Below are 21,541 nucleotides of genomic sequence, written 5' to 3'. Positions count from 1 at the left end.
AATTGTTGTTTGCCAGGGCAGGAGCAAGCGCGGTGCCAGGTTTCTGCAAAGGCGCTGGGAGTGCCGCAGCAGAGCGCTTGCGCCGCTGCTGACGGGCCCTGGCGAAGGCCCTTGGCGAGACGCCCGGTGCCAGGCCGGGCGGGCCTGGGCGAGACGCTGAGACGCTGCGTCTCAGGTGGGCCGGCAATCACACAGCGCTTGTCGGGGTATCCGCGCTGGCGCTTAATGGCCGCACAACGACAAGAACAATGAGAACCGGAGGGCCCCAATGCTTGCCGCGAACTCCAAAGCCCATGTCGACTGCGTCAGCCGGGTGCTGAAGAACGCCGAACGCCTGCCCCAGGCGCCGGTGCCGCCGCTGATCCTCGACTCGTGGCGCCGTTCCATGGAGCTGTACCGCCTCGACCCTGCCTCCCAGCAGGGCCCGCGCATCCTTTCGCAAAGCCTGCTCAACGAATGCCGCGAGCGCGCCGAACTGTTCCTGCGCATCGCCAGCGATGCCGTCGCACGCCTGCATGAGCGGGTGCGTGGCGCCGACTACTGCGTGCTGCTCACCGATGCCCAGGGCCGCACCATCGATTACCGGGTCGAGGCGGCGATCCGCAACGACTGCCGCAAGGCCGGGCTGTACCTGGGCACCTGCTGGTCGGAAGGCGAGGAGGGCACCTGTGGGGTGGCGGCGGTGCTGACCAGCAAGGCGCCGGTCACGGTGCACAAGCGCGATCACTTTCGCGCCGCGTTCATTGGCCTGACCTGCACCGCGGCGCCGGTGTTCGACCCGGCCGGCGAGCTGCTTGGGGTGGTGGACGTGTCGGCGTTGCAATCGCCGGATGACCGGCGCAGCCAGCACCTGATCCGCCAACTGGTCGAGCAGACCGCACGGGAGATCGAGAACGCCTTCTTCATGCACAGCGTGCAGGGCCATTGGGTGATGCGCGCCCATGGCACGCCGGGCTACGTCGAGAGCCAGCCGGACTACCTGCTGGCCTGGGATAGCGATGGCCGCCTGCAGGCGCTCAACAGCCTGGCCCGCCAGCGTCTGCTGGAACGTGACGGGCGGTTGCCTGAGCATATCGGCGAGTTGTTCGACCTGGACCAGTTGCGCCGCGCCCATGATGCTTCAGCCCAGCGCCTGCCGGGCTGGGGTGGGCTTTATGGGCGGGTCAGCGCGCCGCAACGGCGTGGGCGCGCGCAGCCCGTGCGCCAGGCGCAGGATGCGCGCATCGAACAGCACCTGCGCCTGGCCACGCGGGTCAAGGACTGCAACCTGGCGGTGCTGGTACAGGGCGAAACCGGCGCCGGCAAGGAGGTGTTCGCTCGCCAGCTGCACCAGCAGAGCCAGCGCCGCGAGGGGCCTTTCGTCACCCTCAACTGTGCGGCCATCCCCGAGAGCCTGATCGAGAGCGAACTGTTCGGTTATGTCGCCGGCGCCTTCACCGGCGCCTCGGCCAAAGGCATGCAGGGCCTGTTGCAGCAGGCCAATGGCGGCACGCTGTTCCTCGACGAGATCGGCGACATGCCGCTGCACCTGCAGACCCGCCTGCTGCGGGTACTGGCCGAAGGCGAGGTGGCGCCGCTGGGCGCGGCGCGGCGCGAGCGTGTGGATATCCAGGTGATCTGCGCCACCCACCGTGACCTGGCGGCGATGGTCGCTGAGGGGCGTTTCCGTGAGGATCTGTACTTCCGCCTGGCCAACGCCCGTTTCGAATTGCCGCCGCTGCGCGAGCGCGATGACCGGCTGGGGTTGATCCACCAGTTGCTGGGCGAGGAGGCGGCGGCCTGCGGGGTCGAGGTGCTGTTGGCGGACGCGGCCCTGGAGGCATTGCTGGTGTATCGCTGGCCGGGCAATTTGCGCCAGCTGCGGCAGGTGTTGCGCTATGCCTGTGCGGTGAGTGAGGGCGGGGAGTTGCAATTGCAGGACCTGCCGCAAGAGGTGCGCGGTGACGCGGTTGATTCGGCTGAAGGCGGCGCGTCTTGCCCGGCCCGGCAGTTGCTGCTGGATGCACTGATCCGTCATCGCTGGAAACCGGCCGATGCGGCGCGGGCGCTGGGGATATCGCGGGCGACCCTGTATCGACGCGTGCATGAGCACCGGATCGAGATGCCGCGGATGAAGGGCTAAGGCACAAGGCCGCTCCTGCAGGGATCGGCGAACCGCTGGCAGGCAATAAAAAACCCCGGCACTGGGCCGGGGTTCTTTCATCTCGCTAACGCGATCACTCCTGGTGGGCCAGTTTGTGCTCGAGGTAGTGGATGTTGACGCCGCCTTTGCAGAAACCTTCATCACGCACCAGGTCGCGGTGCAGCGGGATGTTGGTCTTGATGCCGTCGACGACGATCTCGTCCAGGGCATTGCGCATGCGCGCCATGGCTTCGTCGCGGTCCTTGCCGTAGGTGATCAGCTTGCCGATCAGCGAGTCGTAGTTCGGCGGAACCGAATAACCGCTGTACAGGTGCGAATCGACGCGAACGCCGTTGCCACCCGGGGCGTGGAAATGCTTGACCGTGCCTGGGCTCGGGATGAACTTCTTCGGGTCTTCGGCGTTGATCCGGCACTCCAGCGAGTGACCACGGATCACCACGTCTTCCTGGCGGAACGACAGCTTGTTGCCAGCGGCGATGCTGAGCATCTCCTTGACGATGTCGATGCCGGTGACCATTTCCGAAACCGGGTGCTCGACCTGGACGCGGGTGTTCATCTCGATGAAGTAGAAGCGGCCGTTCTCGTACAGGAACTCGAAGGTACCGGCACCGCGGTAGCCGATCTCGATGCACGCGTCGACGCAACGCTTGAACACTTCCTGGCGGGCCTTCTCGTCGATGCCCGGGGCCGGCGCTTCTTCGAGAACTTTCTGGTGACGGCGCTGCAGCGAGCAGTCACGGTCGCCCAGGTGCACGGCGTTGCCCTGGCCGTCGGACAGTACCTGCACTTCCACGTGACGTGGGTTGGTCAGGAACTTCTCCAGGTAGACCATCGGGTTGCCGAACGCAGCACCGGCTTCGGTGCGGGTCAGCTTGGCCGATTCGATCAGGTCTTCTTCCTTGTGCACCACGCGCATGCCGCGACCACCACCGCCACCGGCGGCCTTGATGATCACCGGGTAACCCACCTCGCGGGCGATTGCCAGCGCGGTTTCTTCGTCTTCCGGCAGCGGGCCGTCGGAGCCCGGAACGGTCGGCACGCCCGACTTGATCATGGCGTCCTTGGCCGACACTTTGTCGCCCATCAGGCGGATGGTGTCGGCTTTCGGGCCGATGAAGATGTAGCCGGAGTTTTCCACCTGCTCGGCGAAGTCGGCGTTTTCCGCGAGGAAGCCGTAACCCGGGTGGATGGCAGTGGCGCCTGTCACTTCAGCAGCGGCGATGATCGCCGGGATGTGCAGGTAGGATTCCTTGGACGGCGCCGGGCCGATGCAGACCGTCTCGTCCGCCAGACCCAGGTGCATCAGTTCCTTGTCGGCCTTGGAGTAGACGGCGACGGTCTTGATACCCAGCTCTTTACAGGCACGCAGGATCCGCAGGGCAATTTCCCCGCGGTTGGCGATCAGGACTTTTTCGAGCTTCCCAGACATCGTTGGCTCTCCGCGGTTCAAACGATGGTGAACAGCGGCTGGTCGTATTCAACCGGCTGACCGTCTTCTACCAGGATGGCGTCGATCACACCGCCGATTTCGCATTCGATGTGGTTCATCATCTTCATGGCTTCGACGATGCACAGGGTGTCGCCCTTCTTCACGGTCTGGCCCACTTCGGCGTAGTTCGGCGAGGTCGGCGAAGGCTTGCGGTAGAAGGTGCCGACCATCGGCGAGCGCACCACGGTGCCTTTCAGGGCCGGGGCGCCAGCAGCGGCTTCGGCAGCCGGGGCAGCAGCAGCGGCAACCGGGGCGGCGACAGGCGCGGCTACCGGAGCAGGTGCGTAGTACTGTTGAGCGGCCGGAGTCTTGCTGTTACGGCTGATGCGAACGGACTCTTCGCCTTCCTTGATCTCCAGTTCGTCGATGCCGGACTCTTCCAGCAGTTCGATCAGCTTTTTGACTTTACGGATATCCATTAATCAGCAACTCCCAAGGTTCGGTCGGGGACTTAATTTGAAAACGTGTCGAAAACGTTTCATCTGAGCCTTGGCCGGTGGGCCAAGGCCTTGTGTCATCAGGGCTGTGCGTTGGCAGCCAGGTGTTCCAGCGCAGACTCCAGGGCCAGCCGGTAACCGGTGGCGCCCAGGCCGCAGATCACCCCTACGGCAACATCGGAGAAGTAGGAGTGATGACGGAACGGCTCGCGTTTGTGCACGTTGGACAAGTGCACTTCGATGAATGGGATGCTCACCGCGAGCAATGCGTCACGTAATGCGACGCTGGTGTGGGTGAAAGCGGCCGGATTGATCAGGATGAAGTCCACGCCTTCGTTACGCGCGGCGTGGATACGGTCGATCAATTCATATTCGGCATTGCTCTGCAGGTATTGCAGATGGTGGCCGGCGGCGCGGGCGCGCTGCTCCAGGTCCTGATTGATCTGCGCCAGCGTGGCTGCGCCATAGTGGCCCGGTTCGCGGGTGCCGAGCAGGTTCAGGTTGGGGCCGTGCAGCACCAGTAGGGTTGCCATCTGCGATTCCTTGGTTTTGTAGGGCAATTCGACATAGCGCGGCGACTATGCCGCAAGCAGCGATGAGTGTCCAGTTCCCGGCAATAGCCAGCACGATGACCGAGATTCGCGCAAAGTATGTGACCAGATGATTAACTCTGGTCACTTGTTACCGGTTTTTTCACCGGTCGCGGGAAGTTATAGACCGAGTTGGCCACGCACGCGCGCCAAAATCTGCGCAAAATCGCCGGCGTTTATCTCTCCGATCACCCGATCAGTGGTCATTTCGCTGCCGTTCGCCGCAAAAAACATCAGCGCGGGCGGGCCGAACAGGCGGTAGCGGTCGAGCAGGGCGCGCTGTTCGGCGTTGCTCTGGGTGATATCGAAGCGCAGCAGGCGGAACGCGCCCAATTGCTTGACCACAGGCTCGGCGTTGAGTACTTCGTGCTCGATCACCTTGCAGCTGATGCACCAGTCGGCGTACCAGTCGAGCAGCACCGGTTGGCCTGCGGCCTTGGCCTCGGCCAGGGCCGCGTCGAGGGCGGCCGGGGTGGTGAGGGTCTGCCAGGCATCGGCCTTGGCCTGTGTTGGGGCAGTGGCCACGACCGGCGCTGGCAGCGGGCGCAGCGGGTCGCCCTGGCCGCTCAGGGCGCCGTACCAGCAGGCCAGTGCGTACACCAGCAGTACCAGGCCGAGCAGCTGCGCCAGGCGTTGGCGCGGTGACTTGACCACGAACTCGAGGGCGCCAAGGAACAGCGCCACGCCAGCGGCCAGCAGGCCGACCAGCAGCAGGGTCAGCGGCCCCGGCAGCACGCGGCTGAGCAGGCCGATGGCCAGGCCCAGCAGCAGTACGCCAATGGCGTTCTTGACGGTGTTCATCCACGGGCCGCTTTTCGGCAGCCAGGCCGCGCCGCCGGTGGCCACCAGCAGCAGCGGGGCGCCCATGCCCAGGCCCAGGGCGAACAGTTTCAGCGCGCCACCCACGGCGTCGCCGCTGGCGCTGATGTACAGCAGCGCACCGGCCAACGGCGCCGAAACACAAGGTGAAACCAGCAGGCTCGACAGCACGCCCAGCACCGCCGCACCCAGCAGCGAGCCGCCTCGGGTGTGGTTGGCGACCTTCTCCAGGCGGTTGCCCAGCGCCTGTGGCAGCTTGATCTCGAACAGGCCGAACATGGCCAGGGCGAACAACACGAAGAACCCGGCGAACGGCACCAGCACCCAGGCCGACTGCAGACGTGCCTGCAGGTTGAGGCCGGCGCCGAACAGGCCCATCAGCGCCCCCAGCACGGCGAAACTGGCCGCCATCGGCAGCACATACGCCAGCGACAGCGACAGGCCACGCAGGCCGCCGACCTGGCCGCGCAGCACCACTCCGGACAGGATCGGCAGCATCGGCAGCACGCAGGGAGTGAAGGTCAGGCCAAGGCCCGCGAGGAAGAACAGCGCCAGGGACTTCCAGTTCCAGCCGGTTTCAGCGGTGGCCGGCAGCGCGCCGCCTTCGCCCTCGATGCTCAGCCGTTCGGTTTCCGGCGGGTAGCACAGGCCCTTGTCGGCGCAGCCCTGGTAGCCCACCAGCAGGGTGAAGGCGCGTTGATCGGTGCGTGGCAGCTCGATGTCCAGTACGCCGTGGTACACCTCGACGTCGCCGAAGAACTCGTCGTGCTTGGCCTCGCCCTTGGGGATGTTCGGTGCGCCCAGCGCGATGTCTGCAGGCTCGGTGCGGAACTGGAAGCGGTGGCGGTACAGGTAGTAGCCGTCGGTGGCGACGAAGCGCAGCTTGATGGTTTGCGCGTCGGCCTGCACCAGGCTGAGCTTGAAGGCTTCGTGTACCGGCAGGAAGTCGGCGCTGTTGGACAGCGAGGCGGCGCCGAGGGTGGCGCTGGGGCGGTTGTCGAGCAGGCCGCTGGCGAAGGCGGGGCTGGCCAGCAGCAGGAATAGCAGGAAAAACAGGCGGCGCATGGCGGACTCGCGAGGTGGAACTTGGCGGGCATCATAGCGGAGTTGGCGCGGCTATGGGCCATCGCGGGGCAAGCCCGCTCCCACGAGGACGTGGGAGCGGGCTTGCCCCGCGATGCGTTCAGAGCCTGAACGCGCGTACCGCGGTGTTCAACTCCCCGCCCAGCTTGAGCAACTGCTCCCCCTGCTCGCGCCCTTCACCAATACGCTGCAGGTTGTCCTCGCCCAGCTCGTGAATCCGCTCACTGTGCCCGCGAATCTCGCTCACCGCGCCGGTCTGTTGCGCGGTCACATCGGCAATCCGCACGGCGGTGTCGGCAATGGTGCGGATGGCGCTGACGATCTCGTCCAGCGCGCCATCAGCCGATTGCGCCTGGTTGGCGGTGGCCTCGGCATGCTCCAGCTGGGTGCGCATGCCGTCCACCGAGTCGCGGGCGGCCTGCTGCAGGCGGTCGATCAGCGCCTGGATCTCGCCAGTGGCGCCGGTGGTGCGCTGGGCCAGCGAGCGCACTTCGTCGGCGACCACGGCAAACCCCCGGCCCATTTCACCAGCCCGGGCGGCTTCGATGGCGGCGTTGAGGGCCAGCAGGTTGGTCTGTTCGGCAATCGCGCGAATCACCGTGAGCACGCCGCCGATGGTGGCCGACTCCTCGGCCAGTTGTTCGATCATGCGGGCGTTGCCCTGCACTTCGTCGACCAGCGAACGCAGCCCGGACAGGCTCTGGCCGATCACCGTCTGGCCCTGTTCCACCGCGCGCCCGGCGTGGTGGCTGGCCTCGGCGGCGGCGCTGGCATCGCCGGCCACCTGTTGGATGGTCGCCTCCAGCTCGCCCAGGGCATCGCGGATCTGCGCGGTGTCGCCGGCCTGGCGTTCGGCGCCGTCGTGCAGGGCGCTGCTCATGCCGGCCAGGGCGTGGCTGCTGCCGGCCACCTGCTCGGCGTTGTGGCGCAGGGTGCCTACCAGCTCAACCAGGTACTGGCGCAGGCGGTTCAGCGACTCCTGGATGTCGTGCAGTTCGCGGTTGGTCTTGCCCAGCTCGATGGTGTGGGCGAAGTCGCCCTCGGCCCAGCGCGACAGGGCCGGCGCGAGGCTGCTCAGGGTGCCTGCCAGGCGCCGTTGCAGGGTATCGATCAGCAGGGCGATGAGCAGGATCAGGCCGATCATCAGGCCCTGGAGGATCCGCACTTCGCCGGCGATCTTGCCGTGCTGGGCGCGCACCTGTGGCTCCAGCCCGGCGATGGCCTGCTGCACGGCGTCCAGACGCTCGCCAGTGCTGGCGGCGAGGGCGGCGCGCCGCTCGATCTGCTCGCGGGTGCGTTGCAGCTCGGCGGGGTAACGGTTGAGCAGGCTTTGCAGCTCGCGCTTGAGGCCGACCGCAACGTCTTCCTGCTGGGCGCTGGTTTGCGCGTCCAGGCCCATCATGGCGGCGAAGTCGTCGGCGTTGGATTCGGCGGCGCGGGTTACCCCCAGCAGCGGCAGGCCGTCGAGGGTCTGGGCCTGGGCGGCGATCAGTTGCAGTTCGCGTTGCACTTCATCGGCAAGCTCGGCGCGGCTACTGCTGACCAGCTTGTCGCGGGCCAGCGACAGCCGGCCCAGGTGCAGGGTGGCCTCCATCAGCGGCGCAAGGTAGCGGCTGGCCTCGGCGCTGCTGCTGTCGCGGGCGTAGCCTGCCAGTTGTTCAAGGTTGGCCCCCAGTTCGCGCTCGGCCTGCAACAGCAAGGCCTGCGGGTCGCCGGCCAGCTTGCCGGCGGCCAGCAGTTCGTTGGCGGTGAAGGCCTGCAGGCTGTCGAGGCTCGGGCGCAGTTCGCCCGACAAGTCCTCGGGCCAGTCAGCCAGAGCGGCCTGGAGTTGCTTGTTGGCTTCCACGGCGGCGGCGTGGCGCAGGGCGTCACCGCTGGCCAGGTAGGCCTGGGTGTTGCGCGCGGCGTCGTTCTGGAACTGCTGCGACAGGCCCAGGTAGCGCTCCATCAGTTGATAGGGGCGCTCCAGTGCACGTTGCGACCACCACAGGGTTGCGCCCAGGGCGATACACACGGTTACCAGCAACAGGGTGTTGAAATTGGTCAGCCACTTCAGGCGCATAGCCGCGGACTTCCTGCGGGGAGTGGAGGTAGGTGCCTGAAGTTATTGCGGTTTTATGACGAGGTGATGACGACGCAGCGTTGGCGCCAAAAATAAGTGGCACAGTGCCGGTACCGGCGTTACGGATCGACCCGCACCACACAATTGCGCCCGGCATGCTTGGCCCGGTACAGCGCTTCGTCCGCCGCGCTGGCCATGGTCAGCGCATCGAGGCTGTCATCCAGCTGCACCACGCCGCCGCTGAAGGTGCACTGCAGGTCGTGTGGCTGCGCCGGGTAATGGATTTCGGCAAAGCGCCGGCGGATGTCGTCGAGCACCTTGTGCGCGGCAGCCAGCCCGGTGTTGGGCATGACGATGGCGAACTCCTCGCCGCCATAACGGCCGATGAAGTCGGTCTTGCGCAGGCGTTGCTTGAGGAACAGCGCCAGGCTCTTGATCACCCGGTCGCCCATGGGGTGGCCATGGCGGTCGTTGATCTTCTTGAAATGGTCGATGTCGAGCATGGCGAAGCACAGCGGCTGCTCCTCGCGCCGGGCGCGGAAGCTGCAGTCTTCGAGCAGTTGCAGGATGTGGGTGTGGTTGTACAGCCCGGTGAGGCTGTCGCGGACCATGCGCGCCTTGAGGTGGCGGGCACGGGCGGCGCGGTTGCGCACGGTGGTGATCAGCTGGCGCGAGCGGATCGGCTTGGTGAGGAAGTCGTCGCCGCCTTCGCTCATGGCGTCGAGCTGCTTGTCCAGGTCGTCCTCGGCCGACAGGTAGATGATCGGCACGCTGACATAGCGGTCGTTGTGGCGGATCACCTTGGCCAGCTCCGGGCCGGTGCAGGCGGGCATGTACAGGTCGAGGATGATCAGGTCGGGCTGGAAGTCGGCCAGCTCGCTCATGGTGCGGATCGGCTCGGTGAGGGTGCGGGTGATGATCCCGGCGCTGTTGAGCAGGCGCTCGGTGTGCAGGGCCTGGGCGCGTGAATCGTCGATCACCAGCACACGGAACGGGTCGTACTGGGTGGCGCTGGTCAGCAGTTCGACTTTTTCCAGCAGGCTGGAAGCTTCCAGGGTGCCGGTGAGGAATTCCTGGCCGCCGGCGCGCACGGCGGCCAGGCGGGTGGGGGTATCGGTTTCGTGCAGGCTGAAGAACAGCAGCGGGATGTGCTGCTCCAAGCCTTGCTGGGCCTGGGCCGCCAGTTGCAGGCCGACGCCGGGGCCGGTGAAGTCCACGTCCATGATGATGGCCGCCGGCAGGCGCTCGCTCATCGACGCCTGGAAGGCATTGGCGCTGAACAGGGCCTGCACGGTCAGGCCGAAGAACTCCAGCTGCTGGGCCAGGCGCTCGGCGCGCTCATGGTCCTGCAGGACGATGTACACCGGTTTGCGCAGGGGCGGCAGCGGTACGTTGTCGAGCTGGTCGCCCTTGCGCAGGCCGGTGCGCGACAGGCGTTGCATCAAACGGTTGAGTTCGGCGATCAGTTCGGAATTGAGCCGCGCGCTGTTGGCTTCGATCGCGCGCAGCGTCTGGCCGATGGCCGTGGACAGGCTGCCGTGCTCGGGTTGCTCGAAGCGCTCGGCGTAACGCTGCAGCCGCAGGTTGGCTTCGCCCAGCTCGCCCAGGCCGGCGCTCGACCATTCACCACGCTGCAGGCGCTGCCAGATTTCGAGGATCTGCCGGGCCTGGTGGATGACCCGCTGGGCAAAATGCTGCTTGAGGCGCTCGTGGCTCGGGTCGGCTGGCTGGGTCATGTCCTGACTGCTTGTTAGTAGAGGAGGTGCAGGTTCAGTGATGGCTCTATGCTAGCACCGCTTTTCCGACAAGCGAGTGCCCAGGGTCAACAAAGTGTTCAGGGACGATTATTCAGTTGTCGACCCGTTGGTCGCTTATACGAATGGCGGCGTCTGCTTTATAGTGCTGCCACGCGGGCTTGCCGTGGCACCCTGGCGCCAACCAGAGGTCCAAGCCCTGTACCGTCTCCACTGATCAAGGACAATGCCATGCTGGATTGGAAAAACCGCGAGGCCAAAGCCGAGCCTCGCGAGCGGGTTGAAGCCCGTGGCTCGGCCACCCGTAGCTATCTGGGCGGCCTCTGGAGCCGCGCCTTGGGGACCCTGATCGGTCTGTACCTGCTGGTCTGCCTGGGCCTGGGTTGGTACTGGAGCGAGGAGCCGGCACTGTTCCCGGTGCAGCAGAACGCCCAGGCCGCCGCCGAGCGCAACGGCCAGCAGATGGTGATCGGCTACACCACCGTCGAAACCCTCAAGACCGTTGCCGGCACCCTGCTCGACAAGCCGGGTGGCTACATCTCCAACGACCGTTTCCCGCCCGGGCTGTGGATGGACAACATGCCGAGCTGGGAATATGGCGTGCTGGTCCAGGTGCGCGACCTGTCCCGCGCTTTGCGCAAGGACTTCGCCCGTTCGCAGTCGCAGTCCACCGAAGACGCCGACCTGGCCAAGGCCGAGCCGCGCTTCAACTTCGACAACAAGAGCTGGATCCTGCCGTCGAGCGAGTCGGAGTTCGATGAGGGCATCAAGTCGCTCAGCCGCTACCAGGTCCGTCTGGCCAAGGGCGACCAGGGCGCGATCTTCTATACCCGCGCCGACAACCTCAACAACTGGCTGGGTGACGTCGCGACCCGCCTGGGTTCGCTGTCGCAACGGCTGTCGGCCAGCGTTGGCCGGGTCAAGCTCAACAACACTTTGAAGACCGAGTCGGTGGCCCCGGGCCAGGCGCCCCAGGTCGATGAAGAAGTGGTCGAAACCCCGTGGCTGCAGATCGACAACGTGTTCTACGAGGCCCGTGGCCAGGCGTGGGCGCTGTCGCACCTGCTGCGCGCCATCGAGGTCGACTTTGCCGACGTGTTGGCGAAGAAGAACGCCACCGTCAGCGTGCGCCAGATCATCCGTGAGCTGGAAGCCTCCCAGGAAGCGCTGTGGAGCCCGATGGTGCTCAACGGCAGCGGCTTCGGCATGTGGGCCAACCACTCGCTGGTAATGGCCAACTACATTTCCCGGGCCAACGCCGCGGTCATCGACCTGCGCCAGCTGCTGTCCCAGGGCTGACATGGCCATCAGCCCTGCCGAGGTCGCGCACCGCGCGGCCTCCGACGCCGAACGGGTGGCCTGGGTGGATGACCACGACCAGCCGCTCGGCGCCTTGCCGCGGGCCGAGCTGCGAGAGCGCGGCCTGATCGGGCGCTGCACCTTCATCCTGCTGTTCAACAGTGCCGGCGACTTGTGCGTGCACCGGCGTACCCTGAGCAAGGCGCTGTATCCCGGGTATTGGGATGTGGCGGCGGGCGGTATGGTCGGGCATGAGGAAAGCTATGCAGACTCGGCGGCCCGGGAGCTGGAAGAAGAACTGGGGGTGAGCGGCGTTGCGCTGCGCTTCCACGAGAAGTTCTACTTCGACCAGCCGGGCAATCGGCTGTGGTGCGCGGTGTTTTCGGCAGTGTGGGACGGGGCGTTGCGCTTGCAGCCTGAAGAGGTGAGCGAGGCGCGGTTCATCCCTGTCGAACAGGCCGAGCTGGAAAGTGCGTCACGGCCCTATTGCCCGGATTCGTTGGCGGCGTTGCAGCGCTACAAGGCCAGCCAGGGGTAATGGCTCAGGGCCCCATCGCCGGCAAGCCGGCTCCCACAGGGTCGGCGAAATCCCTGTGGGAGCCGGCTTGCCGGCGATGAGGCCCGAGAGGTCGCAAAACATTCGTAAATTGGCGCAATCCTGTACTTAGCAAGCGCCGGATTTATCGTTACACTGCGCGCCCTTTTCGGGCTGCCGCACAACCTTGCGGCAGTAGCGCCGCCCCTGCCAGAGTGGGGCTTCGCGGTCGGCTCCCGTCGGCCAGTTTTTGTCCTCAGCACAGAGGCACAAAAGTGACCAAGAAAGCTTCTTCCTTCGCCGCCCTTGGCGGTCTCGTTTACTCCACCGATGCCGGTCGGCACTGCCCTGACTGTGGCAAACCGGTGGACGCCTGCATCTGCAGCCAGCAGGTCATCCCCGAAGGCGACGGCATCGCCCGCGTGCGCCGCGAAAGCAAAGGCCGCGGTGGCAAGACCGTGACCACGATCAGCGGTGTGCCGCTGCCCCTGGACCAGCTCAAGGAGCTCGCCACCGCCCTCAAGCGCCGCTGTGGCACCGGCGGCGCGCTCAAGGACGGGGTCATCGAAATCCAGGGCGACCACGTCGAGCTGTTGCTCGGCGAGCTGATCAAGCAGGGTTTCAAGGCGAAAAAGTCCGGCGGCTGAGGCCGTCACGGGATTTTTGCCCAAGGCTTTCTAAACTCGGTTCTGTGCGCGCGGTCTACCTGCGGGCACGGACGAATCGTCATTTTCAGCTTCTACACTGCGCCCGCCCCTTGCGGGGCAGTGTCTTCGACTTATCCATAGGGGACTTGAATGTCCGTACGACGCACACGCAAAGACGATGGTAGCCAATGGACCGTGGCGGACAGCCGCAGTGTTTACGGCATCCGCCATTGGGGCGCGGGTTATTTCGCCATCAATGAAGCCGGGCGCGTCGAAGTGCGCCCCAACGGCCCGGGCAGCGCCCCGATCGACCTGTACGAACAAGTCGATGAACTGCGCCAGAGCGGGCTGTCGCTGCCGCTGCTGGTGCGCTTCCCGGACATCCTGCAGGACCGCGTGCGCCAGCTGACCGGCGCGTTCGACGCCAACATCGCGCGCCTGGAATACCAGAGCCAGTACACCGCGCTGTACCCGATCAAGGTCAACCAGCAGGAGGCGGTGGTCGAGAACATCATCGCCACGCAGAACGTCTCCATCGGCCTGGAAGCCGGCTCCAAGCCCGAGCTGCTGGCGGTGCTGGCGCTGGCCCCGAAAGGCGGCACCATCGTCTGCAATGGTTACAAGGACCGCGAGTTCATTCGCCTGGCACTGATGGGCCAGAAGCTCGGCCACAACGTGTTCATCGTGATCGAGAAGGAATCCGAGGTCGCCCTGGTGATCGAAGAGGCCGCCGAGCTCAAGGTGAAGCCGCAGGTCGGCCTGCGCGTGCGCCTGTCGTCGCTGGCGTCGAGCAAGTGGGCCGACACCGGTGGCGAGAAGTCCAAGTTCGGCCTGTCCGCCGCCCAGCTGATCTCGGTGGTGCAGCGCTTCCGTGACGCCAAGCTGGACCAGGGCATCCGCCTGCTGCACTTCCACATGGGCTCGCAGATCGCCAACCTGGCCGACTACCAGCACGGTTTCAAGGAAGCGATCCGTTACTACGGCGAACTGCGCGCCCTGGGCCTGCCGGTCGATCACATCGACGTCGGCGGTGGCCTGGGCGTCGACTATGACGGCACCCACTCGCGCAACGCCAGCTCGATCAACTACGACATGGACGACTATGCCGGCGTGGTGGTCGGGATGCTCAAGGAGTTCTGCGACGCGCAGGGCCTGCCGCACCCGCACATCTTCTCCGAGAGTGGCCGTTCGCTGACCGCGCACCACGCCATGCTGGTGATCCAGGTGACCGACGTCGAGAGCCACAACGACGAAGTGCCGCGGATCGAAAACAAGGAAAGCCTGCCCGAGACCGTGCAGTGGCTGGCCGACCTGCTGGGCCCGACCGACATCGAGATGGTCACCGAGACCTACTGGCGCGCCACCCACTACATGGGTGACGTGGCTGCGCAGTACGCAGACGGCAAGCTGACCCTGGCCGAGAAAGCCCTGGCCGAGCAATGCTACTTCGCCGTGTGCCGCCGCCTGCACAACTCGCTCAAGGCCCGCCAGCGCTCGCACCGCCAGGTGCTCGATGAGCTGAACGACAAGCTGGCCGACAAGTACATCTGCAACTTCTCGGTGTTCCAGAGCCTGCCGGACACCTGGGCCATCGGCCAGGTGCTGCCGATCATCCCGCTGCACCGCCTGGACGAAGAGCCGCTGCGCCGCGCGGTGCTGCAGGATCTGACCTGCGACTCCGACGGCAAGATCAACCAGTACGTCGACGAGCAGAGCATCGAGACCAGCATGCCGGTGCATGCGGTCAAGGAGGGCGAGGACTACCTGCTGGGCGTGTTCCTGGTCGGTGCCTACCAGGAAATCCTGGGTGACATGCACAACCTGTTCGGTGACACCGACTCGGTGAACATCTACCAGAATGCCGATGGCAGCGTGTACCACGCCGGTATCGAGACCCACGACACCATCGAGGACATGCTGCGCTACGTGCACCTGTCGCCGGAGGAGTTGATGACTCACTACCGCGACAAGGTGGCCAGCGCCAAGATCAGCGCCCGCGAGCGGACCCAGTTCCTGGATGCGTTGCGCCTGGGGCTGACCCGCTCTTCGTACCTGTCTTCTTGAGGTCTATTGGGGCTGCTTTGCAGCCCTTCGCGGGTGAACCCGCTCCCACGCTTGCGAGTCAGCCCTGTGGGAGCGGGTTCACCCGCGAAGGGCCGCAAAGCGGCCCCGGCGTCACTGAATCCAAAGCCGCTTCTGCTGCATCCGCCACCCCACCCACCCCAGCGTCACCGCCCGCAGCGCCATGAACAGCAAAAAGGCCAGCCACAAGCCATGGTTGCCCAACCCGCTCAACCCCAGCGCAAAGGGCAGGGCGATCAGCACCGACACCAGCATTGCATTGCGCATCTCCCGCGCCCGCGTGGCGCCAATAAACAACCCATCGAGCAAGTAACTCCACACTGCGATCAACGGCAGCAGCGCCAGATACGGCAAGTACGGATACCCCGCCTCACGCACGCTGGCGATATCGGTTTGCAGGTCGATGAACAAATGCCCGCCCAGCAGGAACAGCACGGCAAAGCCCAGGCTGACGATCAGCGACCAGCCGCAGGCCACCACCAGTGCACCGCGCAGGCTGTCCCGGTCGCGCGCGCCAATGGCATGGCCGCACAGGGCCTCCACCGCATGGGCCAGGCCGTCGAGCGCATAGGCGATGAGCAGAAGGCCGTTGAGCAGCAGGGCATTGGCTGCCACCGTTGCCTCGCCCAGGCGCGCACCCTGCAGGGTCAGCAGCAGGAACACCAGTTGCAGTGCCAGGCTGCGCAGGAAGATATCGCGGTTGACTGCCAGCAGCGGTCGCCAGGCCTGCCAGCGTTGCAGCGCGGCCCAGGCAATGTGCCCGGGGTAGGCGCGCAGCGCCGGGCGGGTGAGGGCCAGGCCCAGCAGCGCACCGCTCCATTCGGCGATCACCGAGGCCCGGGCCGAGCCGATCACGCCCCAGTCCAGGCCCAGCACGAACCACAGGTTCAGGGCGATGTTGAGCAGGTTGGTGGTCAGCAGGATCGCCAGCGGTGCCCGGGCGTTCTGGGTGCCGAGGAACCAGCCGACCAGGGCATAGCTGGCAAGGGCTGCCGGCAGGCCGAACAGGCGGGTGTGGAAGAAGGCTTCGGTGGACGCGTGCAAGGCGGCGCTGGGCTGTATCGCCTGTAGCGCCAACTGGCTGAAGGGCAGGGCCAGCAGGCCGATCAGTACGGCGAACGCCAGTGCCAGCAACAGCCCTTGCACCAGCACCTGGCGCAGCGCAGCGCCGTCGGCACGGCCGGCGGCCTGGGCGGCGAAGCCGGTGGAACCCATGCGCAGGAAACCCATCAGGCCGACCATGAAGGTGAACAGCGTGGCGCCGACGGCCACCGCGCCCAACTGGTGGGCATGGGGCAGGTGGCCGATCACCGTGCTGTCGACCAGCGCCACCAGCGGCACCGAGATGTTGGACAGGATCATCGGCGCGGCCAGGCCCCAGACCTTGCGGTGGGTGGGGCGGTGGTGCCAGGCGGTGGACAGTTCAGACATGCGTGGGCCGGGAGTGCTTGGGGCCGCTGCGCGCCCCTTGAATGAAGGTCCGGCATTGTACCTGCCCGGCAACCAATCGGCGCGAACAGGGTCTCACTTGCCGCGCGCGGTCGGGTAACCCTGACCGCGTTGCGCTATAGTTGCCCCCCTCACGTACACGCTGCCAAAGAGTTCCCCCTCAAAATGCTCAACAAAGGATTGTTGCTGGCCTGCGCGCTGGCCCTGCTCAGCGCCTGTGATTCCTCCAAACCGGAGAAACCACCGGCGCCCGCCGAGAAACCCGCCGCTGCCATCGAGCAACCAGCGGCCAAGCGCGAAGACCCGGCCGTGCTCGCCAAGCGCTACGCCGGCCGCGAGCTCAACGTGCTGGATGTCTCGGAAGTGCAGCTCGACGGTGCCAGCACCCTGTCGGTCAGCCTGTCCGCGCCGCTGGACGCCAACCAGGACTTCGCCGCCAAGCTGCACCTGGTCGACACCGTCAAGGGCAAGGTCGACGGCGCCTGGGAACTCTCCGACAACCAGATGGAGTTGCGCCTGCGCCACCTGGAGCCGCAGCGCAAGATGGTCCTGACCATCGACAAGGGCCTGCTGGCGGTCAACGGCAATACGCTCGAGAGCGAATCGGTCAGCCGCTTCGAAACCCGCGACATGCAGCCCACCGTGGGCTTCGCCAGCCGTGGCTCGCTGTTGCCGACCCGTCTGGCCGAAGGCCTGCCGGTGATTGCCCTGAACGTGCCCAAGGTCGATGTCGAGTTCTTCCGGGTCAAACCCGAGATGCTCTCGACCTTCCTGGCCAACTGGGGCCGCAACAGCAGCCTGTACTACTACCAGTCCAAGGAAACCCTGGACATGGCCGAGCTGGTCTACGGCGGCCGCTTCGACCTCAACCCTGCGCGCAACACCCGCGAGACCGTGCTGCTGCCGATCGCCGGGATCAAGCCGTTGCAGGAACCGGGGGTGTACCTGGCCGTGATGCGTGCCTCGGGCACCTACGACTATTCGCAGCCGGCGACCCTGTTCACCCTGAGTGACATCGGCGTCTCTGCCCACCGCTACCGCGACCGCCTGGACGTCTTCACCCAGGCCCTGGAAGGCGGCAAGGCACTCAAGGACGTGACCCTCGAACTGCACGACGACAAGGGCAAGCTGCTGGCGCAGGCCAAGACCGACGGCGACGGCCACGCGCAACTGCCGATCACCGCCAAGGCCGACACGCTGATCGCCACCCAGGGCGTGCACACCACCCTGCTGCGCCTGAACACCGCGGCCCTGGACCTGGCCGAATTCGACATCACCGGCCCCCAGGCCAACCCGCTGCAGTTCTTCATCTTCGGCCCACGCGACCTGTATCGCCCAGGCGAAACGGTGTTGCTCAACGGCCTGTTGCGCGACCAGGACGGCAAGCCGGTCAAGGCTCAGCCGGTCAGCGTCGAAGTGCGTCGCCCGGATGAGCAGGTGAGCCGCAAGTTCGTCTGGGAGGCCGACCAGAACGGCCTGTTCCAGTACCAGCTGCAACTGGCCACGGAAGCACCGACCGGCCGCTGGCAACTGCTGCTGGACCTGGGCGGTGGCCGCAAACAGGTTTACGAATTCCTCGTCGAGGACTTCCTCCCCGAGCGCCTGGCGCTGGAGCTCAAGGGCAGCAGCAAACCGCTGTCGCCCGAGCAGACCGCCACCATCCAGGTCAATGGCCGTTACCTCTACGGCGCCCCGGCGGCCGGCAACCGCCTCAGCGGCCAGGCCTACGTGCGCCCGCTGCGCGAAGCGGTGAAGGCGCTGCCGGGCTACCAGTTCGGCGCGGTCACCGAGACCGAGCTGAACCAGGACCTGGAGCTGGACGAAGTCACCCTCGACCAGGCCGGCAAGGCCCGTATCGATATCGAAAGCCGCTGGAGCGAAGCGCGTTCACCGCTGCAACTGACCGTGCAGGCCAGCCTGCAGGAGTCCGGTGGCCGGCCGATCACCCGCCGCCTGGAACAGCCGATCTGGCCTGCCGAGCGCCTGCCGGGCCTGCGCGGCTTGTTCGACGGTGAAGAGACCGACGGCGACGGCCCGGTGGAGTTCGAGTTCCTGGTCGCCGACCAGAACGGCAACAAGCTCGCCGCCAATGACCTCAAGGTGCGCCTGATCCGTGAGCGCCGCGACTACTACTGGAACTACTCCCAGAGCGACGGCTGGAGCTACAACTACAACGAAAAATTCCTCACCCAGAGCGAAGAGACCGTCAGCGTCAAGGCCGGCTCCACCGCCAAGCTGAACTTCCAGGTGGAGTGGGGCCCGTACCGCGTCGAGGTGGAAGACCCGCAGACCGGCCTGGTGTCGAGCGCGCGCTTCTGGGCGGGCTACCGCGCCCAGGACAACGCCGAAGGCGGCGCGGTGCGCCCCGACCAGGTGAAGATCGCCCTGGACAAGCCGGCCTTCAAGGAAGGTACCACCGCCAAGGTCACCGTCACCCCGCCGGCCGCAGGCTCCGGCTACCTGATGGTCGAGTCCGCCGATGGCCCGCTGTGGTGGCAGGAAATCGACGTGCCGGCCGAAGGCAAGACCTTCGAGGTCGAGCTGGACAAGAAGTGGGCACGCCATGACCTGTACATCAGCGCCCTGGTGATTCGCCCGGGCGAGCGCAAGGCCAATGCCACGCCCAAGCGCGCCGTAGGCGTGTTGCACCTGCCGCTGGACCGTGCCGAGCGCAAGCTCGCGGTGAGCCTGCAGGCACCGGAGAAGATGCGCCCGAAACAGCCGCTGACCGTGAAGTTCAAGGCCGTCAACGCCGACGGCAGCGTGCCCAAGCAGGTGCATGTGCTGTTGTCCGCGGTGGACGTGGGCATCCTCAACATCACCGACTTCAAGACCCCCGACCCGTTCGCCAGCCTGTTCGGCCGCAAGGCCTACGGCGCCGACCAGCTGGACATCTACGGCCAGTTGATCGAGGCCGGCCAGGGCCGCCTGGCCAGCCTGGCGTTCGGTGGCGACGCGGCCATGGCCAAGGGGGGCAAGCGCCCCAACACCACGGTCACCATCGTTGCCCAGCAGAGCCTGCCGGTGACCCTGGATGAGAAAGGCGAAGGCCAGGCCACGGTCGACATCCCCGACTTCAACGGCGAGCTGCGCCTGATGGCCCAGGCCTGGACCGAAGAGCACTTCGGCATGGCCGAAGGCAAGACGGTGGTGGCCGCGCCGCTGATTGCCGAGCTGTCGGCGCCGCGCTTCCTTGCCGGTGGCGACCGCACCAGCCTGGCGCTGGACCTGGCCAACCTGTCCGGCCGTGCCCAGCAACTTACCGTGCAGGTGATCGGCGAAGGCCAGTTGAACCTGCTGGGCGGGGCCCAGCAGAACGTCGCGCTCGGCGAAGGCCAGCGCACCACCTTGATGATCCCGGTGCAGGCCCAGGGCGGCCTCGGCCAGGGCAAGGTGCGGGTGCAGGTCAATGGCCTGCAACTGCCGGGCGAGCCGGCCAACACCTTCGAACGCGAGTGGACACTGGGCATCCGCCCGGCTTACCCGGCGATGCTCAAGCACTACCGCGTGGCCCTCAAGGACCAGCCGTGGAGCCTGCCGGGCAGCGACCTGGCCGAGTTCGAGCCGGCGGGCCTGGAGGCCACGCTGGCCTTGTCGAGCCGCCCGCCGCTGAACCTGGCCGAGCAGATCCGCGCCCTGGAAGCCTACCCCTATGGCTGCCTGGAGCAGACCACCAGTGGCCTGTACCCCTCGCTGTACGCCGATGCCGACAGCCTCAAGCGCCTGGGCATCAAGGGCGAGCCGGCCGATGTGCGCAAGCGCAAGATCGAGATGGGCATCGAGCACCTGCTGGGCATGCAGCGCTACAACGGCAGCTTCGGCCTGTGGAGTTCGGACAGCGAGGAAGAGTACTGGTTGACCGCCTATGTCACTGACTTCCTGCTGCGCGCCCGCGAGCAAGGCTACGCGGTGCCGGCCGAAGTCCTGAAGAAGGCCAGCGAGCGCCTGCTGCGTTATGTGCAGGAGCGCAACCTGATCGAGGTCAACTACAGCCAGAACGCCGAACACACCCGTTTTGCCGTGCAGGCCTATGCCGCGCTGGTGCTGGCGCGCAGCCAACAGGCGCCGCTGGGTGCCTTGCGCAGCCTGTTCGACCGCCGCAGCGATGCCCGCTCCGGCCTGCCGCTGGTGCAACTGGCGGTGGCGCTGGACAAGATGGGTGACAAGCCGCGTTCGCAGCAGGCGTTGCAGGCGGGCCTGGCGGTCAGTCGCAGCCAGGGCTGGATGGCCGACTATGGCAGCGCGCTGCGTGACCAGGCGCTGATCCTCGCGCTGTTGCAGGAGAACAACCTGGCCGGTAACCAGGTCGACCAGCGCTTGTTCGCGCTGTCTGACGAGCTGGCAGCCAACCGCTGGCTGTCGACCCAGGAGCGCAATGCCCTGTTCCTCGCCGGCCGTGGCTTGCTGGGCAAGCCGGAGGGCAGCTGGAAGGCACGCCTGGACAGCGCCGGCGAGGTTCGTGAGTTCAGCAACAGTGATTCGGGCATGAAGCTCGAAGGCCCGCTGTTGGCCTCGCCACTGACGGTGCAGAACGAAGGCAGCGACACCCTGTACCAGCAGCTGACGCTGTCGGGCTACCCGCGCCAGGCCCCGGTCGCCAGCGGCAATGGCCTGGAAATCCGCCGCGAGTACCTGGGCATGAATGGCCAACCGCTGGATGTACGCAGCCTGCGCAGTGGCGACCTGGTGCTGGTGCACCTGGCGCTCAAGGCCCGGGACCACGTGCCGGATGCCCTGGTGGTCGACCTGCTGCCGGCGGGGCTGGAGCTTGAAAACCAGAACCTGGCGCAGAGCGCCGCCAGCCTGGACAACGCCAGCAGCGCGGTGAAGCAGTGGCGCGAGTCGATGCAGAACGCCAGCGTGGTGCACCAGGAGTACCGCGACGACCGCTACGTGGCGGCGCTCAAGCTCGACAGCTACGGCACCACCCACCTGCTGTACCTGGCGCGTGCGGTGACCCCGGGCAGCTACCGCATCCCGCCGCCGCAGGTGGAGTCGATGTACCGGCCGAACGTGCAGGCCGTCGGCGAGAGCCAGGGCGAGATGGTGGTGCGCGCCCGCTGATTGGCAGGGCCGTATCGGCCGCATCGCTGGCAAGCCAGCTCCCACAGGTTCGGCGCAGTCTTCGAGGCTTGCGCCAACCCTGTGGGAG

Annotated in this window: 13 protein-coding genes; 6 read left to right on the top strand and 7 right to left on the bottom strand. The window is 66.3% G+C overall.

What is annotated here, in order from left to right:
• Nucleotides 1-268: 268 nt before the first annotated feature.
• On the top strand, nucleotides 269-2,122 hold the full coding sequence (locus EJA05_RS25035) for a sigma-54-dependent Fis family transcriptional regulator (RefSeq protein ID WP_125465696.1): 1,854 nt from the start codon (nucleotides 269-271) through the stop codon (nucleotides 2,120-2,122).
• A 94-nt stretch (nucleotides 2,123-2,216) separates the two neighbouring features.
• On the opposite strand, the gene accC is transcribed toward EJA05_RS25035, so the two are convergent.
• From accC to EJA05_RS25005, 6 genes are all read right to left on the bottom strand, one after another.
• Nucleotides 2,217-3,572 (bottom strand): acetyl-CoA carboxylase biotin carboxylase subunit, encoded by a 1,356-nt coding sequence (gene accC, locus EJA05_RS25030; RefSeq protein ID WP_125860564.1) that lies wholly within the window; start codon nucleotides 3,570-3,572, stop codon nucleotides 2,217-2,219.
• A 17-nt stretch (nucleotides 3,573-3,589) separates the two neighbouring features.
• Entirely contained in the window at nucleotides 3,590-4,051 is a 462-nt protein-coding gene (gene accB / locus EJA05_RS25025) for an acetyl-CoA carboxylase biotin carboxyl carrier protein (RefSeq protein ID WP_125465694.1), read from the bottom strand.
• 98 nt (nucleotides 4,052-4,149) lie between these two features.
• Nucleotides 4,150-4,602, bottom strand: coding sequence for a type II 3-dehydroquinate dehydratase (aroQ, locus tag EJA05_RS25020; RefSeq protein WP_011535870.1), 453 nt, complete (start codon nucleotides 4,600-4,602; stop codon nucleotides 4,150-4,152).
• Nucleotides 4,603-4,779: 177 nt separating this feature from the next.
• A complete protein-coding gene (locus tag EJA05_RS25015; protein WP_125860562.1) occupies nucleotides 4,780-6,543 on the bottom strand; it encodes a protein-disulfide reductase DsbD in 1,764 nt (587 codons plus the stop codon).
• A gap of 118 nt (nucleotides 6,544-6,661) precedes the next feature.
• Complete coding sequence (locus EJA05_RS29040) at nucleotides 6,662-8,623, bottom strand: methyl-accepting chemotaxis protein (RefSeq protein WP_125860560.1); 1,962 nt, start codon at nucleotides 8,621-8,623, stop codon at nucleotides 6,662-6,664.
• Nucleotides 8,624-8,742: 119 nt separating this feature from the next.
• Nucleotides 8,743-10,359, bottom strand: a complete 1,617-nt coding sequence (locus EJA05_RS25005; RefSeq protein ID WP_125465691.1) for a response regulator — start codon at nucleotides 10,357-10,359, stop codon at nucleotides 8,743-8,745.
• Nucleotides 10,360-10,608: 249 nt separating this feature from the next.
• On the opposite strand from EJA05_RS25005, the gene EJA05_RS25000 reads away from it, so the two are divergent.
• The 4 genes from EJA05_RS25000 (at nucleotide 10,609) to speA (ending at nucleotide 14,922) form a co-directional block, all read left to right on the top strand.
• Nucleotides 10,609-11,676 carry a DUF2333 family protein gene (locus tag EJA05_RS25000; protein WP_125860558.1) on the top strand — a complete coding sequence of 356 codons (1,068 nt, stop codon included), beginning with the start codon at nucleotides 10,609-10,611 and terminating at the stop codon, nucleotides 11,674-11,676.
• A gap of 1 nt (nucleotide 11,677) precedes the next feature.
• Nucleotides 11,678-12,214 carry an NUDIX hydrolase gene (locus EJA05_RS24995; protein WP_125465689.1) on the top strand — a complete coding sequence of 179 codons (537 nt, stop codon included), beginning with the start codon at nucleotides 11,678-11,680 and terminating at the stop codon, nucleotides 12,212-12,214.
• Nucleotides 12,215-12,486: 272 nt separating this feature from the next.
• Nucleotides 12,487-12,858 (top strand): translation initiation factor Sui1, encoded by a 372-nt coding sequence (locus EJA05_RS24990; protein WP_125465688.1) that lies wholly within the window; start codon nucleotides 12,487-12,489, stop codon nucleotides 12,856-12,858.
• Nucleotides 12,859-13,008: 150 nt separating this feature from the next.
• Nucleotides 13,009-14,922: an arginine decarboxylase gene (speA, locus tag EJA05_RS24985; RefSeq protein ID WP_125465687.1), complete on the top strand. Its 1,914-nt coding sequence runs from the start codon at nucleotides 13,009-13,011 to the stop codon at nucleotides 14,920-14,922.
• 111 nt (nucleotides 14,923-15,033) lie between these two features.
• Here speA and EJA05_RS24980 read toward each other — a convergent pair whose 3' ends face one another.
• A complete protein-coding gene (locus EJA05_RS24980) occupies nucleotides 15,034-16,371 on the bottom strand; it encodes an MATE family efflux transporter (RefSeq protein ID WP_125860556.1) in 1,338 nt (445 codons plus the stop codon).
• Between the two features lie 183 nt (nucleotides 16,372-16,554).
• Here EJA05_RS24980 and EJA05_RS24975 point away from each other — a divergent pair, with 183 nt between their 5' ends.
• Nucleotides 16,555-21,453 (top strand): alpha-2-macroglobulin family protein, encoded by a 4,899-nt coding sequence (locus tag EJA05_RS24975; RefSeq protein WP_125860553.1) that lies wholly within the window; start codon nucleotides 16,555-16,557, stop codon nucleotides 21,451-21,453.
• The last annotated feature ends 88 nt before the right edge of the window (nucleotides 21,454-21,541 follow it).

The sequence above is a fragment of the Pseudomonas oryziphila genome (assembly GCF_003940825.1).
GTDB classification, from domain to species: Bacteria; Pseudomonadota; Gammaproteobacteria; order Pseudomonadales; family Pseudomonadaceae; genus Aquipseudomonas; species Aquipseudomonas sichuanensis.
Note: the sequence above shows the minus strand (reverse complement) of the source record. Positions and strands in the feature narration are given on the sequence as shown.

Bases quoted from the DNA above. Each gene is read 5' to 3' on its own strand.
- EJA05_RS25035 (WP_125465696.1), top strand. From the start codon at position 269: ATGCTTGCCGCGAACTCCAAAGCCCATGTCGACTGCGTCAGCCGGGTG.
- accC (WP_125860564.1), bottom strand. From the start codon at position 3,572: ATGTCTGGGAAGCTCGAAAAAGTCCTGATCGCCAACCGCGGGGAAATT.
- accB (WP_125465694.1), bottom strand. From the start codon at position 4,051: ATGGATATCCGTAAAGTCAAAAAGCTGATCGAACTGCTGGAAGAGTCC.
- aroQ (WP_011535870.1), bottom strand. From the start codon at position 4,602: ATGGCAACCCTACTGGTGCTGCACGGCCCCAACCTGAACCTGCTCGGC.
- EJA05_RS25015 (WP_125860562.1), bottom strand. From the start codon at position 6,543: ATGCGCCGCCTGTTTTTCCTGCTATTCCTGCTGCTGGCCAGCCCCGCC.
- EJA05_RS29040 (WP_125860560.1), bottom strand. From the start codon at position 8,623: ATGCGCCTGAAGTGGCTGACCAATTTCAACACCCTGTTGCTGGTAACC.
- EJA05_RS25005 (WP_125465691.1), bottom strand. From the start codon at position 10,359: ATGACCCAGCCAGCCGACCCGAGCCACGAGCGCCTCAAGCAGCATTTT.
- EJA05_RS25000 (WP_125860558.1), top strand. From the start codon at position 10,609: ATGCTGGATTGGAAAAACCGCGAGGCCAAAGCCGAGCCTCGCGAGCGG.
- EJA05_RS24995 (WP_125465689.1), top strand. From the start codon at position 11,678: ATGGCCATCAGCCCTGCCGAGGTCGCGCACCGCGCGGCCTCCGACGCC.
- speA (WP_125465687.1), top strand. From the start codon at position 13,009: ATGTCCGTACGACGCACACGCAAAGACGATGGTAGCCAATGGACCGTG.
- EJA05_RS24980 (WP_125860556.1), bottom strand. From the start codon at position 16,371: ATGTCTGAACTGTCCACCGCCTGGCACCACCGCCCCACCCACCGCAAG.
- EJA05_RS24975 (WP_125860553.1), top strand. From the start codon at position 16,555: ATGCTCAACAAAGGATTGTTGCTGGCCTGCGCGCTGGCCCTGCTCAGC.